Below are 14,756 nucleotides of genomic sequence, written 5' to 3' on the forward strand. Positions count from 1 at the left end.
GAGAGCTGCGGCGCGGGCGGTGGTGATCGCGGCGGGTCAGCCGTCGCCGCCGCGCAACAGCTGTTCGAAGTCGGTGGTGAGGGCGAACGGGTCGGCGGGCCCACGGGTCGGCTCGTTGCGCCGCACCAGCTCCGCGAGCTCCCGGCCGGCGCGGTCGATCCGGGCGCGCAACGAACCGTCGACGGTCCCACCGGACCAGTCCTCCGGTGCGGCGAAGACCGCAGTCGGCGCCACCACCGCCCGCAGGTAGCTGAACATCGGACGGAGCGCGTGCTCCAGGGCCAGCGAGTGCCGGGCGGTGCCGCCGGTCGCGCCGATCAGCACCGGGCGACCGCCCAGCGCGTCGGCATCGACCAGGTCGAAGAACGACTTGAACAGCCCGTTGTACGAGGCGTTGAAAATCGGACTGACGGCGACCAGTCCGTCGGCGCCGGTGACCTCGTCCAGCACCTGCCGCAGCGGTTCCGACGGGAAGCCGGTGAGCAGGTGGTTGACGATGTCGTGGGCGTGTTCGCGCAGCTCGATCGGGCGCAGCTCGACCTGTTCACCGGCCCGGACCAGCTCGTCGCGGGTGGCCGCGGCGAGCTGGTCGGCGAGCAACCGGGTCGACGAGGGCTGGCTGAGACCGGCCGAGAGCACCGCGAGGGTACGCACGCTCATCGGGCCGCCTCCGGCGCCCGACCGGTGACGTCGTCGACGGCGTGGACGGTGCTGTCCGTGCCACCACCGGCGGCGGCCAGCAGGGAGGCGTGGGTCGGCGCCAGCGGCACGTGTGCCGGGCGGAGCGACTCGAACTCCTTGCGCAGCACCGGCACGACCTCCTCGCCGAGCAGGTCGAGCTGTTCGAGGACGGTCTTCAACGGCAGCCCGGCGTGGTCGACGAGGAACAACTGCCGCTGGTAGTCGCCCACGTACTCCCGGAAGCCGAGGGTACGGTCGATGACCTGCTGCGGGCTGCCCACGGTCAGCGGGGTCTGCGCGGTGAACTCCTCCAGCGAGGGACCGTGACCGTAGACCGGCGCGTTGTCGAAGTACGGGCGGAACTCGCGTACCGCCTCCTGGGAGTTGCGCCGCATGAACACCTGGCCACCGAGCCCGACGATGGCCTGGTCGGCGGAGCCGTGGCCGTAGTGTTCGAAGCGCTGCCGGTAGAGGCCGACCATCCGACGGGTGTGCTCGGCGGGCCAGAAGATGTGGTTGGCGAAGAAGCCGTCGCCGTAGTACGCGGCCTGCTCGGCGATCTCGGGGCTGCGGATGGAGCCGTGCCACACGAACGGAGGCACCCCGTCGAGCGGGCGCGGTGTCGAGGTGAACGACTGCAACGGGGTGCGGAAGCGACCCTTCCAGTCGACCACGTCCTCGCGCCAGAGCCGGCGCAGCAGGTCGTAGTTCTCGATCGCGAGGGGGATGCCGTTGCGGATGTCCTGCCCGAACCAGGGATAGACCGGGCCGGTGTTGCCGCGACCCATCATCAGGTCGACCCGGCCGTCGGCGAGGTGCTGGAGCATCGCGTAATCCTCGGCGATCTTCACCGGGTCGTTGGTGGTGATCAGCGTGGTCGCGGTGGACAGCAGCAGCCGCTCGGTCCGGGCGGCGATGTAACCCAGCATGGTGGTCGGCGACGAGGGCACGAACGGCGGGTTGTGGTGCTCGCCGGTGGCGAAGACGTCGAGGCCGACCTCCTCGGCCTTGAGCGCGATGGTCACCATCGCCTTGATCCGCTCGGCCTCGGTGGGCTCCCGGCCGTTTGTCGGGTCGACCGTGACGTCGCCGACGGTGAAGACTCCGAACTGCATGACCGCTCCCTCGTGTCGTCCGACCGGGGCAGGATGACCCCGACGCACCCGACAACATATTTGACGAGTCAACTATTCCACAGTTGGTGGCTCCCGACAGTGTCACCCTCGGCGGCCCGGCCAAACCCGGACGACGAGGCGGCTACCGGGGCGGCGAGGCAGCACCGTGACACTGACCGCCGTATGGGACGTCCGCCGCAAGTGCCCGCCACTGCTCCTCGGTCAGCTCCGGCCCCAGCCGGGCGCAGATGTCGGCCGCCACGTCGGCCAGGTCCGTCGACCATTGGAGCATCACACCGTTGCCGGCCAGGCCGATCAGCGTGTCACCGGGTACGAACTGAACGAACGCGGTCACCTCGGACGCGTCGAGCGTCGCGTGCACCGTCCCCTGTTCGACGTCCCACAACAACGGCCGACCGTCCCAACTCGCCGAGGCCAGGAGCGAACCGGTGTCGTTGAAGGACAGGGCCACAGTGCGGTTGGTGTGACCGGCGAGGGGCGGTCCAACGGGCGCGAACCGGTCCAGGTCCCACAGTCGTACGGTGTTGTCGATGCTGGCGCTGGCCAGCATCCGACCGTTCGGGTGGAAGGCAAATCTGCCCACGCTGCCGTTGTGGCCGGTCAGGGTGGCGCCGACCTGGGTACGCCCGGTCATCTCCCACAGTCGAATTCCACCGCTGTCCGCACCGGTGGCGAGCAGCTGCCCGTCCGGGCTGAACCGCACCACCGCCACCGCACCGTCGTTCTCCTCCGCCCAGGATTCGTCGTCGTTGAAAAGGGGGATTCCGGCACGACCGCCGGTTTCGATGTCGAGCAACCGCACGGGACCGTCGGAGGTCGCGGCGGCGAGCGTCCGACCGTCCGGACTGAAGTCCAGGCTGCGCGCGTCCGCCTCAAACCTCGCCAGGGTCGCGCCGGAGGGGATGTCCCAGACCGTCAGCGACTCCGGACAGGCGACGGCCAGGTGGCGGCCGTCCCGGCTGAAGGCCAGCTCGGCGGCGCGCGGCGCATTGCACGAGAACTCGCGGAGGTAGCGTCGGGTCGCCACCTCCCACAGCAGGATGACGCCGTCCTCCCGCCCGTAGGCGGCGATCGCGCCGTCGGGCGACACCTCCGCGCTGAGCGCGGCACTGGACAGGGGAACCGGCAGCAGGAGCCGCCACAGCAGAATCTCCCCCGAACCGGTGCCCACCGCCAGCGTCCGGTCGTCCGAGGCGAAAGCCAGGCTGACGGTCGCCTCAGGCGCGCCACGCAGCTCCAGGACCTGCTGCCCGGTCGGCAGGAACCAGAGCCGGACGGTGCGATCAACGCTTCCGGAGGCCAGGAAACGGCCGTGCGGACCGAACGTCATGCCGGCCACGGGGTCGGCGTGGCCGAGCAGTGGCTCGCCGGTCGGCCGTCCACTCTGTAGATTCCAGCGTTGAATGTCTCCCTCCCTTGCCGTGGGGCAGACCGCCGTGTCGCCATCGGCGAAGTTGACGGCCAGGAACAGGCAGGGACCAGAGGTCTTGACCGTCCGCAGCAACCGCTGCGTCGCCGTGTCCCAGACCCGGATGGCGTGTTCCACGCCGGCTCCGATCACCACGGCGTCGTCGGGACCGAAGTGCACTGTGGTGACGACCTTCTCCATGCCGACCATCGGCGAGCCGACCGATCCGCCGGATGCCACGTCCCACAACTGCGGCGTGCCGTCCGTGCTGACCAGAAGCTCTCCGCTGCCGCTGAACGCGACACCGAGCACCGGACCGGCGTGCTGGCGTCGCCAGAGTTCCCGGCCAGAGGCGAGTTCCAGCAGCCGCAGCGATTCGTCGGTGCTGGCGATGGCGAGCAGGCGGCCGGCCGGATCGAAGGCCACCCGGTTGACCGGGCCGTCGGTGGTCACCGGCTCGCGCACGGGCCGGCCGGTTTCCGGATCCCAGAACCGCACCGTGCCGTCGACACCACCGCTGACCAGCAGCCGGCCGTCCGGGCTGAACTCGACCGACTGCACCGGGCCCTGATGTCCACGCAGCACCTGCCGCAACTGGTGACGCGACTGGGTGCTGAGCAGCGCGGAACGGGCCTCCGTGGTCGGCGACCGGCGCCAGGCCGAGGCGGCCAGCAACTGCGCCTCGCGGGGCCAGGTGTCGGCCTGACGGTTGGCGATCTCGGCGAGCCGCCGCGACTCCGCCTGCAACCGCCGCTCCTCGGCCACCGACGCCTGACGCTGCGCCACGAAGCCGACCAGCAGTGCGGCCACCACCGCGACCACCGCGGATACCGCGATGAGCTGGTTGCGCCGGAGCCGGGAGCGGTCCCGCCGCTCCAGCGCCAGGCTCGCCTGGAGGAACTCGCGTTCGGTGGGGCTCAACCCCACCGGATGGTCGACCACCGAAACCAGGTCGCGGACCTGGTCGAGCCGGGCTCCCCGGTAGAGGGCGGCCGGGTCGCGGGCCTCCCGCAGCCAACCGGTGGCCGCCTCGCCGAGGCTCTGGTGCAGGCGCAGCCCGGCGCGGTCCTCGTCGATCCACTGGCGCAGCCTCGGCCAGGCGTGCGGCAGCGCCTCATGGGTGATCTCGGCATGTCCCGCGTCGATGGTCATCAGCCTTGCGCCGGCCAGGGCCTGCGCGGCGCGGTCGACGGCGGCGGCTGTCGACGGCGAGTCGGTGGGCAGAACCTCCCGGAGGTCCAGCCGCCGACGGGTCTCCTCGGTGCCGTCCCCGATGCGGACCATCCGCAGCAGCAGCCGCCGGGCCGCCTCCTGCTCGGCGGTGGCCAGCCCGGTCCACACCCGTTCTGCCTCGTTGGCCACCGCCGACCAGATGCCGCCGGTGCGCTGGTAGCCGGACAGCGTGAGCACCCTGCCCTGGCGGTGCTGCCAGGTGGTGAGCAGGGCGTACGACAGCAGCGGCAAGGTGCCACCGGTGTCCCGCCCGTCCCACGGGCCGGCCCGCAGGTCGGCCAGCAGCCGCTCGACCAGCCCGGCCTCAAGGCTGAGACCCGCGGCGTGTGCCGGACGGCGGATCGCCTCCGCCAACTCCTCGGCGGTCATCGGCCGGATGAGGAACTGCCGCTGCTCAAGGGCGGACACCAGCTCCGGATAGACCAGACAACGGCTGAAGAAGTCCGCCCGCAGGCCCAGCACCACCAGCGCTGGCGCCTGCGGGCCCGAGCTGGCCAGGCAGAGGCCGCGCAAGAAAGCCGACCGGACCGCCTCGTCCCGGCAGGTCGTGAAGACCTCCTCGAACTGGTCGATCACGAGCACCAGACGTACGCCATCGCGGTCGGTCCGCCGGTCGAGAGCCTGCCGCACCAGGGCGGCGAGCTGGCTCGGATCGGCGAGCAGCGCGTCGGCGAACTCCTCCGGGGAGCGCGAACCGGCCAGCCGTCCGGCGAGCCTGAGCAGCGGATGCTCGCCCGGGGTCAGGACCAGGTGCGGCCAGGACCCGGCGCCGGGTACCCCCAGCCCGCCGTCGGTCAACGCGGGCAGCAGCCCAGCCCGCAGCAGCGAGGACTTGCCCGCGCCCGACGGCCCGACCACCGCCACCGGGCCCTCGCCCACCGACCTGCGCACCACGCGGACCAGGTCATCGACGAGCGCGTCACGCCCGTGGTAGAACTTCGCGTCCTCCGTGTCGAACGACGCGAGCCCTCGGTACGGGCAGACGTCCTCCGCCGCGCTCGACGTCGCCGGTGCGGGCAGCACCGGCTCCGGGGCCGCCGGGTTGGCGGCGAGCACCAGGTCACCGGCGAGGTCGCCGGCCTGCCGGTGCGGTCGCGGTAGGCCGAGCTCCGGCAGCCGCCGGGACAGTACCCGGAACGCGTGGTCCAGGGTCAGCTCCCCCGGGGCGCTCGGGTCGCCCTCGGCGAGCAGCCGGAGCAGCTCACCCGAAAAGGCGGTGTGGCGCTGCCCGGCCGGTGCCAGCGCCGACTCGTCGGCGGCCGCCGACGCGAGCAGGTAGCTGCCCCGCACGTAGCCGAGCTGGAAGGCGTCGGCCACCGGCGTGCCGAACGACGCGTTCGCGCGTCCGGAGAAACAGCAGTCCAGAATGACCACGACGAGCCTTGCCGGGCTCGACACCAGCGCGTCCCGAACCGCCGAGTACGGCAACGCCTTGTATGCCAGCCCACGGCTGAGATCGTCGGTGGCCCGGGTGGCCAGGTGCAGCTCGTCACCGGGACTGATCAGGCCATGCCCGACGTAGTAGAGCACGAGGACGTCCGTGGCCGCCTCGGCGACCTCGGTGAGGACGCTGCCGAAGGCGATGGGATCGGCCGGGTCGAGCAGGATCCGCAGGTGCTCGGGCGGCAGCCCGCACCGGCCGACGAACGCGGCGCCCAGGTCGGCGACGGTGTCGGCGACCGACGGCACGTCGGGCAGCGGCGACCCGGCCGTGTGCCGCCCGGTGCCGACGACCAGCACGCGGGCCCCCGCCTGCGTGAGCGGGAGATCAGCCTTCGCCACCGGGCTCGGATCCCGCCGCTGGTGGCCGCAGGTCCCGCGCGAGGCCGGTGACCAGCTCGTGCAGACCGGCCTGGTCCAGCCCTCTGACATGGTCGGCGATCACCTCGATGGTGGTGCCGTCCGGCCGGGTGATGCGTACCGTCTGGGAGCCGGTCCGCCGCCGGATCCAGGCGATGAGCACGCTCGCCAGCGCCGTCGCCGCACCACCCTGCCCGAGCGCGACGATGAGGGCGTCCATCCCGGTGCCGAGCGTGCCCGGTGGCGGTACCGGCTGCGCGATGCGGATGTGCCCGCGCAGGTCCGGCTCCTTGACCAGCCACGAGTGCAACGACCGTACGGAGTCTTCCGCGTCGCAGGTGATGGACAGCCGCACTTCTGCTCCCAACCGATCCATCCACAGGGGTGACGCAACGCTATCGTGCCGTGTCCATCGGTGCTGTCCCCCCTCGGACGGGCCCTACCGGCCGCCGGAGGTTGCCGAGCGACGTCGTGGCACGTGCCGACGGTAGGGGCTGACCGTCGGGTCGCCGGTGATCCAGAACCGCCACGGCACGTCGTGCGCGGCGGCCACGCCGACGCGTGGGCCGGCGGAGACGGCCGACGGCGTGATCGGGCGGGTCGGCGGCGTCAGCAGCAACGGCCCGGTCCCGTCGAGCATGCAAGTGCCGTTCGCCGTCGCGGTGACGTCGAGAGCCACCACCAGGCGAGCCGGCCCACGCGCGAGGTCACGGTCGGGCACCCCACCGCGTCGCTCGCGGGCCAGGTCCAGTCCGTCGACCACCTCGCCGGCACGCAGCAGGACCGCCGCTGCCTCCCCCTCGCCCCCGCAGACGACGTTGAGGCACCAGTGCATGCCGAAGACGAAGTAGGTGTACGCGTAGCCGGCCGGCCCGAACATGACCTTCGTTCGGGGTGTGGGCCCGCGATGGGCGTGCGAGGCGGGATCCGCGCCGGTGCCGGCGTACGCCTCGACCTCGGTCAGCCTGATCCGGACCCCGTTGGCCGAGACCTCCCAGCCGAGCAGGTTCCGCGCGGTCCGCGCGACGTCGGCGGCGGGGGCGCTCAGCCAGGAATGGTCCACGGGTCCAGGTAACCCGGTGCGGTCGGCAGGCGCCAACCGAGCAGGTGGCGGATGTGATCCGAGCCGCCCGACCCTAGGAGATAAGGGCAGGCTTACCTTAGAGTGGTCGCCCGTGGCTCTCGCGTCTTCCCTGGTCCCGGCCCGGCGGGCGGTGCCGTTCGTCCGTGATCTCGCGGCGCACGGCGACCGGCCGGCCATCGTCACCGCCGACGCCGAGATCAGCTATGCCGATCTCGCCCGGCAGGTCGCCGACCAGGCCGACCGGCTCGGCACCACCCGGCGGCTGGTCCTGGTGGTCGGCGCGAACAGCGTAGAGGCGCTGGTGGCGTACCTGGGTGCGCTGCACGGCGGGCACCCGGTGCTGTTGACGCCGGGCGGCAACGCCGCCGCGCTGGCCGCGCTGGTCGAGGCGTACGACCCGGACGTGGTGCTCGGGCCGGCCGCCGGCTGGGCGGTCGAGGAGCGTCGGGTCGGCAGCGCCCACGACCTGCACCCGGATCTGGCGCTGTTGTTGAGCACCTCCGGCTCCACCGGCTCACCCAAGCTGGTCCGGCTGTCGCACGACAACCTGGCGGCGAACGCCGAGTCGATCGCGCAGTACCTGGGCATCCGGGCATCCGACCGGGCCGTCACGTCGTTGCCGCTGCACTACTGCTACGGCCTGTCGGTGGTGCACAGTCACCTGGCCCGCGGCGCGGCGCTGGTGCTCACCGATCTTTCCGTCGCCGACGCCTGCTTCTGGGAGCTGTTCCGGGCCGCCCGGTGCACCAGCCTGGCCGGGGTGCCGTACACCTTCGACCTGCTGGACCGGGTCGGCTTCGCCGAGATGGACCTGCCGCACCTGCGCTACCTGACCCAGGCCGGCGGCCGGCTGGCCCCGCAGCAGGTCCGCCGCTACGCCGGGCTGGGTCGGCGCGACGGCTGGAACCTGTTCGTCATGTACGGACAGACCGAGGCGACGGCGCGGATGGCATACCTGCCGCCGGACCTCGCGATGGAGCACCCGACGGCCATCGGTGTGCCGGTGCCCGGCGGGGCGTTCCGGCTGGCACCCGTCGCCGACCAGCCGGATCCGCAGGTCGGCGAGCTGGTGTACACGGGTCCGAACGTGATGCTCGGCTATGCCGAGTCCCCGGCCGACCTGGCGCTGGGCCGTACCGTCACCGACCTGCACACCGGTGACCTCGCCCGGCGTACGCCCGACGGGCTGTGGGAGATCGTGGGCCGCCGCAGCCGGTTCGCCAAGATCCTCGGGCTGCGGGTCGACCCGGACCGGGTCGAGGGGCTGCTGGCCCGGCAGGGCGTGAACGCCACCTGTGTGGGCACCGACGACGAACTGATCGTCGCGGTGACCTGCGCGACGGACTCCCGCGGCGTGCGCCGGCTGGTCGCCGAGGAGGTGGGCCTGCCGCCACGCGCCGTACGGGTGCTGGAGCTGACCGAGCTGCCCCGGCTGGCCAGCGGCAAGCCCGACCTGGCGGAACTGCGCGCCCGGGCCGCCGCGTCGACGACCCCCGCGCCGACGGCCGGGCCGGCCGACGAGGCCGCGGTGGACGAGCTGTGCCGGCTGTACGCGCAGGTGCTCGACCGCGACGACGTCACCCCGGAACTGAGCTTCGTCGACCTGGGCGGCGACTCCCTGTCGTACGTGGAGATGTCGGTGCGGCTGGAGGAGGCGCTGGGTCACCTGCCGCCGAACTGGCACACCCTGCCGATCGGGGCGCTACGCGCACCGCGGCCACCCGGCGGCCGGCGACGCGCGCTGGAGACCAGCGTGGCGTTGCGGGCGGCGGCGATCCTGCTGATCGTCGGCTCGCACATCCCGCTGTTCACGATCACCGGTGGGGCACACCTGCTGTTGGCGGTGGCCGGCTTCAACTTCGCCCGGTTCCAGCTCACCGGTGCGGGACGCCGGGACCGGCTCCGGCAGATCGGCGTCGGCCTGCTGCGCATCGTGCTGCCCACCGTCACGTGGATCGGCGCGGTGATGCTGGTCAGCGACCAGTACCGGGCGAGCACCCTGCTGCTGGTCAACAGCATCCTGCGACCGGAGAACGCCCCGCACGGCTGGCATTTCTGGTTCATCGAGGCGATCGTCTACCTGCTGGTGGGGGTGGCCGCGCTGCTGGGGCTGCGCCGGGTCGACCGCTGGGAGCGGCGGTACCCGTTCGCCTTCCCGCTCGGGCTGACCGCGATCACGCTCCTCGGCCGCTACGACGTGTTCGGCCTCGACGCCCGCTACGACCTGCCGGCGGCGCTGGTGGCGGGGTGGTTGTTCACGCTCGGCTGGGCGGCGGCCCGCGCCGACGGGGTGGGGCAGCGGCTGCTGGTCACGGCCGCCGCGCTGGCCACCGTGCCCGGTTTCTTCGGGCAGCCCGGGCGGGAGGCGCTGATCGTGGCGGGCTTCGTCCTGTTGATCTGGCTGCCCACCGTGCCGAGCCTGACCGTGGTGAACAAGGTGGCCGGGCTGCTGGCCGCCAGCTCGCTCTACATCTACCTGACGCACTGGCAGGTGTATCCGCACCTGCGGGACCTGCCGGTGCTGGCGTTGGCCGCGTCGCTGGCCGTCGGCATCGGGTACGCCGCCGTGGTCGGGCGGGCGGGACGTTGGCTCACCCACCGCCTTCCGTCAGGGGTTTCATCCGCACCTGGCGGGTATTCCGGCATGCCCGCGACGCCGGCGGGTGAGGAGTGTCCCGGAGCAGAGGAGCGTCCGTCTTGTCTGATCAGCAGCCAACCGTCGTCCTCGTGCACGGAGCGTTCGCCGAGTCGGCGAGCTGGAACGGTGTGATCGAGCGCCTGGGGTCGTACGACGTGGTGGCCGCCGCCAACCCGCTGCGGAGCCTGCCAGGCGACGCCGCGTACCTCACCGACGTGATTCGCGGGGTCGGCGGACCGGTCGTCCTGGTCGGCCACTCGTACGGCGGCATGGTGATCACGCAGGCCGCAGCCGACAACCCGTCGGTGCGGGCCCTGGTGTACGTCAACGCCTTGAGCCCGGACACCGGCGACAGCGCGTTGTCGCTGTCCGGGAAGTTCCCCGGCAGCACCCTCGCCGGCACGCTGGTGCAGTACCCGGTGTCGACCGGCGGCAACGAGGTGGCCATCGGGCAGGACGCCTACCACGGGCAGTTCGCCGCAGACGTGTCCGCGGACCTCGCCGCGCTCATGGCCCGGACCCAGCGACCGATCACCGAGCAGGCCCTGAACGACGGTCTCGTCGGCGACCCCGCCTGGCGGTCGCTGCCCAGTTGGTTCGTGTTCGGGGACGCCGACATGAACATCCCGGTCGCCGCGCACCGGTTCATGGCCGAGCGGGCCAACCCGCGGGGCCAGCGCGAACTTCCCGGCGGATCGCACGCGATGGCCGTGGCCCGACCGAGCGAGGTCGCCGAGACCATCATCGAGGCGGTCCGGGCCGTGGGCGGCTGACGTTCGCCACCGCCGCGCGGGCCATCCGCCCGGTGACAACCCGCTTGGTCGAGCCATGGCGCGGCGTCCGGCAGTCAGGCGGGAAGCTCACGCAGAGGATCGAGGTACGACAAGATCGTTCTCGTAGGCGGCGATGACGAGCTGGGCGCGATCACGGGCGTCGAGCTTGGTGAGCAGGTTGCCGACGTGAGTCTTGACGGTCTTGATCGAGATGGTGAGCGTCCGGGCTATCTCGTCGTTGGACAGACCGCGGGCCACGAGAGACAGCACCTCGGTCTCGCGCCCGGTGAGCACGTCGATCTTACGGACCTCTGGCGGGCCGGGCCGGTCGAGGTAGTGCGCGACGAAGCGGGTGAGAATGCTGGGGGCGAAGAGCGACTCGCCTGCGTGAGTCCGCCGGATGGCGTCGACGAGTTGGTCCGGGTGAGCGTCCTTGAGCAGGAAGCCGTGCGCCCCGGCGCGCAGCGCGGCGGCCACGTATTCGTCGAGGGCGAACATGCTGAGCACGACGACCCTGGTACCGCTCAGGTCGGTGGCGGCGGTGATGCATCCGGTCGCTTCGATGCCATCGCCGTCGGGCATCCGGATGTCCATCAGGACGACGTCGGGGCGGCGTTCACGGGTGAGCGACACGGCCTCGTGTCCGGTGGCAGCCTGACCGACGACGGTGAGGCCCGGGGTGCCGTCGATGAGAAGGGCGAGGCTGTGCCGCAGGAGCGGCTGGTCGTCCGCGACGAGCACCCGGATGCTCGTGGACCCGCCCGCCGATTCAGTGGTCATCCCGACCGCCGGGCCGGCAGGCGCGCCGTGAGATGGAAGCCTGGCCCGGCCGGGCCGGCGCGCAGGGCACCATCGAGCATGTTCACCCGCTCGCGCAGACCGTCCAGGCCGTGGCCTGCGCCGGGGCGTGGCCGCCAGCCGGGGCGGGGGCCGGTGTCCCGTACGTCCACCACGATCGTGTCGCCGTCGCGATCCACGGTGACGTGCACGCAGGTCGGCCCGGCGTGCCGGGCCGTGTTGCTCAGGCCCTCGCGGACGATCGCGCACACGGCGAGCTGCACGCCGGGTGGTACCTCACCGACCTTCCCCACGTCGACAGTGGCGGCGATTCCGGCGGCGGTCGTGGACCGTACGATCTCCGGTAGGGAATCGAGTGTGTCGGGCGGCCGCAAGGGAGCGGGCTCGGCGCCCGGTGCGCGGAGCACGTCGAGCATCCGCCGCAGTTCGGCCGTCGTCTCCCGACCGACCTGTTCGATGTCGGACAGGGCGTTCGCCCGTTCGGCCTCGCCGGTTGGCCCGGTCACCCGAGCGGCCGTGGCAGCACGCACGGTGACCAGACCGAGGCCGTGCGAGACGAGATCATGAAGCTCACGGGCGATGCGCAACCGTTCCGCCGCCGCGGCCCGCTCGGCCGCCCATGCGGTCAGCCGGTCCTCGTACCCCCGGCGTTCCTGGCGAGCGCGGATCACCGCCCAGAGCAACGCTGCGACAGCGGTCGTGGTGATCACCGTCAGCAGGAGCGTCCCGGCCGGCCCCACGGAGCCCGCCGTCATCAGGCAGAGGAGCAGAACCACCGGCACCGAGACGGCGACGGCGGACAGCCAGGGCCGCCGTGTCGGTCGCCCGTCAGCTGCCATCTCGCGAGTCTAGGAACCCGGACCGTGGCCTGACATCGGACCTGGGTCGGAGCGACCTGAGGTGGGAGGGCTGGCGGAAGTACCGGCTCTGGTCCGATGACGTGAACCGGCACCCTGGGCTGACATGGTGCTCATGCTGTCAGTCGAGCGTCTGGTCAAGCGACGCGGCTCCCGCGAGATCCTCACCGATGTCACCTTCCGGGCCGCACCGGGCCGGGTGACAGGTCTGCTGGGGCCAAACGGTGCGGGAAAGTCCTCCACCCTGCGCATCCTGTTGGGCCTGGACCGGGCGGATGCCGGCACGGCCCTGGTCGACGGCCAGCCGTACCGGCGCCTGCGCCGGCCGTTACGCACCGTCGGGTCGATGCTGGACGGCGCCGGCGCACACCGCTCCCGTACCGCCCGCAACCACCTCACCTGGATGGCGCGCAGCAACGGCATCCCGATCCGACGGGTGGCCGAGGTGCTCGACCAGGTGGGGCTCGGTGCCGCCGGAGGTACCAGGGTCGGCCGGTTCTCGCTCGGCATGGGCCAGCGGCTCGGGCTGGCCGCCGCGCTGCTCGGCGAACCCCGTGCCCTGGTGCTCGACGAGCCGGTGAACGGGCTCGATCCGGAGGGTATCCGCTGGATCCGAGTTCTGCTGCGCGGGCACGCGGACGCCGGCGGGACCGTGCTGCTCTCCAGCCACCTGATGAGCGAGGTCGACGAGATCGCCGACGACCTGGTCGTCATCGCCCAGGGCCGGGTCGTCGCCGCCGGCCCGATCCGCGAGGTAACAGCCGGCTACCCGACCCTGGAGGATGCCTTCTTCGCCCTCACCGGGCCGACGGCAGGTGAGCGATGACCTTCCCCCGCACGGTCGCCGCCGAGATTCGAAAGACGGCGACGCTGCCGGCGACCATGGTCGCCCTGGCTGTCGCCGTGCTCGGTCCGGTCGCGATCACCCTGATCAACGCCGTCGGCGTCCGCGCCGCGCTGCGCAGCGAACGGCCCGAGCTGACGGCCTACACGTCGCCGGTCGAGGCGGTCTTCTCCGCAATCCCGATCGGCGCGGTCGGCGCGGTGATCCTCGGCGTCGTCGCCGTCGGCGGCGAGTACACCGCGAACAGTGCCAGGACCGGCGGCGGACGGCAGATCACCACAACCCTCACCGCCACCCCCAGCCGCCTCGGCGTGCTGACCGCCAAAGCGGTCGTCGTCGTCCTGCTGGTCGCGATCGCGGCCCTGGTGGCGATTCCCACCTCGTTGGCGCTGGCCGACGGGATAGTCGGCGCGGACGCCCCTCCGAACCCGGACGGGACGCTGTCCCGCTCGGTCGGTGCCGGGGTCTACTGGATGCTCACGGCGTTGATCGCTCTCGCGGTCACAGTCTTCACCCGCAACGGAATAGTCCCGATCATCGTGCTCGTGGTGAACAGCTCGCTCGTCTCGGTCTCCGTGCTGCTGTCCCACCTCACCCCGCTCGCCAGGTTCCTGCCCGACCTCGCGGGCACGAGCATGTTCGCCGGGGACCTGTTGGCGTTCGACGACGCGCTCGCCCCGGTCACTGGCGGCCTGGTCATGGCCGCCTGGACGGCAGGGTTGCTCGCGCTGGCCGGTGCGGTTTTCCTGCGGCGGGACGCGTGATCCGCGCTTACGCCGACGCCGCCGCTGGGGAGTTGGCCAAGCTGTTCGGCCTGCCTGCGGTGCTGGCCGCGGCCTTCGGCACGATCGGCGCAGCCGTGGCCATCACCGGGGCGTTGGCCGCCTCGCCGGCCGGGCCGAACGAGCCTGTCGCAGTCGTCCTCCAGGCGGTGCCGTACCTCCAGGCCGGCACCATCTCGCTCGGCGTCCTCGCGGTCGGTACCGAGTACGCCGATGGGCAGATCCACACCACCCTGCTGTGCGCGCCGGACCGCTTGGCCGTGCTGGCTGGCAAGGCCCTCGCCTACCTGGCCTGGGCTGCCGGAACCGCCGTCGCGGCACTCGCCACCGGGCTGCTCACGGCCCGGATCGCGCTGGCTACGCGGGATGTTCCCGTGATCACCGACGGTCTGCCGTGGACAGTGGTCGGCGCGGCGGCCTACGTCGTGCTCATCGGGTTGCTCGGGCTGGTTCTGGCCACGCTTCTGCGAGCCGTCGTTTCCGCTCTCGTCGTCACGCTCAGCCTGGTTCTGGTCGTCTCGCCGGTGCTGGACGCCGTCACCCCGCACGCTCGTTACCTGCCGGACCGGGCGGGTAGCCTGCTCTATTCTCCCGACCCGGCACCGGTAATGACGCCCACCACCGGCCTGCTCGTTCTGCTCGGATGGGTCGTTGTCATCGGGGGTGGGGCGGTGGCTGCCTTCCGACGTCGGGACGCCTGAGTCCACCCGTCCAGGTAAGCC

At 72.0% G+C, this 14,756-nt stretch carries 12 protein-coding genes; 5 read left to right on the forward strand and 7 right to left on the reverse strand.

Going from position 1 to position 14,756, the window contains the following annotated elements; all coding sequences use genetic code 11:
• Nucleotides 1-36: 36 nt before the first annotated feature.
• The 5 genes from SM447_RS07025 to SM447_RS07045 form a co-directional block, all read right to left on the reverse strand.
• Nucleotides 37-660, reverse strand: a complete 624-nt coding sequence (locus tag SM447_RS07025) for an FMN reductase (RefSeq protein ID WP_474571924.1) — start codon at nucleotides 658-660, stop codon at nucleotides 37-39.
• Nucleotides 657-1,796, reverse strand: coding sequence for an LLM class flavin-dependent oxidoreductase (locus SM447_RS07030; protein ID WP_474571925.1), 1,140 nt, complete (start codon nucleotides 1,794-1,796; stop codon nucleotides 657-659). The genes SM447_RS07025 and SM447_RS07030 overlap by 4 nt, the downstream gene beginning before the upstream one ends.
• A 142-nt stretch (nucleotides 1,797-1,938) precedes the next feature.
• Nucleotides 1,939-6,240 carry a caspase, EACC1-associated type gene (locus SM447_RS07035; protein ID WP_474571926.1) on the reverse strand — a complete coding sequence of 1,434 codons (4,302 nt, stop codon included), beginning with the start codon at nucleotides 6,238-6,240 and terminating at the stop codon, nucleotides 1,939-1,941.
• Complete coding sequence (locus SM447_RS07040; RefSeq protein WP_474571927.1) at nucleotides 6,227-6,613, reverse strand: effector-associated constant component EACC1; 387 nt, start codon at nucleotides 6,611-6,613, stop codon at nucleotides 6,227-6,229. Before SM447_RS07040 ends, SM447_RS07035 begins: the two co-directional genes overlap by 14 nt.
• A gap of 84 nt (nucleotides 6,614-6,697) precedes the next feature.
• Nucleotides 6,698-7,321 (reverse strand): DNA-3-methyladenine glycosylase, encoded by a 624-nt coding sequence (locus SM447_RS07045; protein ID WP_474571928.1) that lies wholly within the window; start codon nucleotides 7,319-7,321, stop codon nucleotides 6,698-6,700.
• 112 nt (nucleotides 7,322-7,433) lie between these two features.
• On the opposite strand from SM447_RS07045, the gene SM447_RS07050 reads away from it, so the two are divergent.
• Nucleotides 7,434-10,112, forward strand: a complete 2,679-nt coding sequence (locus SM447_RS07050) for an AMP-binding protein (protein ID WP_474571929.1) — start codon at nucleotides 7,434-7,436, stop codon at nucleotides 10,110-10,112.
• Nucleotides 10,040-10,753 (forward strand): alpha/beta fold hydrolase, encoded by a 714-nt coding sequence (locus SM447_RS07055; protein ID WP_474571930.1) that lies wholly within the window; start codon nucleotides 10,040-10,042, stop codon nucleotides 10,751-10,753. The genes SM447_RS07050 and SM447_RS07055 overlap by 73 nt, the downstream gene beginning before the upstream one ends.
• 87 nt (nucleotides 10,754-10,840) lie before the next feature.
• On the opposite strand, the gene SM447_RS07060 is transcribed toward SM447_RS07055, so the two are convergent.
• Together SM447_RS07060 and SM447_RS07065 are read right to left on the reverse strand one after the other, a co-directional pair.
• Entirely contained in the window at nucleotides 10,841-11,533 is a 693-nt protein-coding gene (locus SM447_RS07060; RefSeq protein ID WP_474571931.1) for a response regulator, read from the reverse strand.
• Nucleotides 11,530-12,390, reverse strand: coding sequence for a sensor histidine kinase (locus tag SM447_RS07065; protein ID WP_474571932.1), 861 nt, complete (start codon nucleotides 12,388-12,390; stop codon nucleotides 11,530-11,532). The genes SM447_RS07060 and SM447_RS07065 overlap by 4 nt, the downstream gene beginning before the upstream one ends.
• A gap of 124 nt (nucleotides 12,391-12,514) precedes the next feature.
• Here SM447_RS07065 and SM447_RS07070 point away from each other — a divergent pair, with 124 nt between their 5' ends.
• From SM447_RS07070 to SM447_RS07080, 3 genes are read left to right on the forward strand one after another with little or no spacing between them, the layout of a single operon-like run.
• Nucleotides 12,515-13,234, forward strand: a complete 720-nt coding sequence (locus SM447_RS07070; protein WP_474571933.1) for an ABC transporter ATP-binding protein — start codon at nucleotides 12,515-12,517, stop codon at nucleotides 13,232-13,234.
• On the forward strand, nucleotides 13,231-14,016 hold the full coding sequence (locus SM447_RS07075) for a hypothetical protein (protein ID WP_474571934.1): 786 nt from the start codon (nucleotides 13,231-13,233) through the stop codon (nucleotides 14,014-14,016). The genes SM447_RS07070 and SM447_RS07075 overlap by 4 nt, the downstream gene beginning before the upstream one ends.
• Entirely contained in the window at nucleotides 14,013-14,735 is a 723-nt protein-coding gene (locus tag SM447_RS07080; protein ID WP_474571935.1) for a hypothetical protein, read from the forward strand. The genes SM447_RS07075 and SM447_RS07080 overlap by 4 nt, the downstream gene beginning before the upstream one ends.
• Nucleotides 14,736-14,756 lie beyond the last annotated feature (21 nt).

The organism is Micromonospora aridisoli (assembly GCF_056150025.1).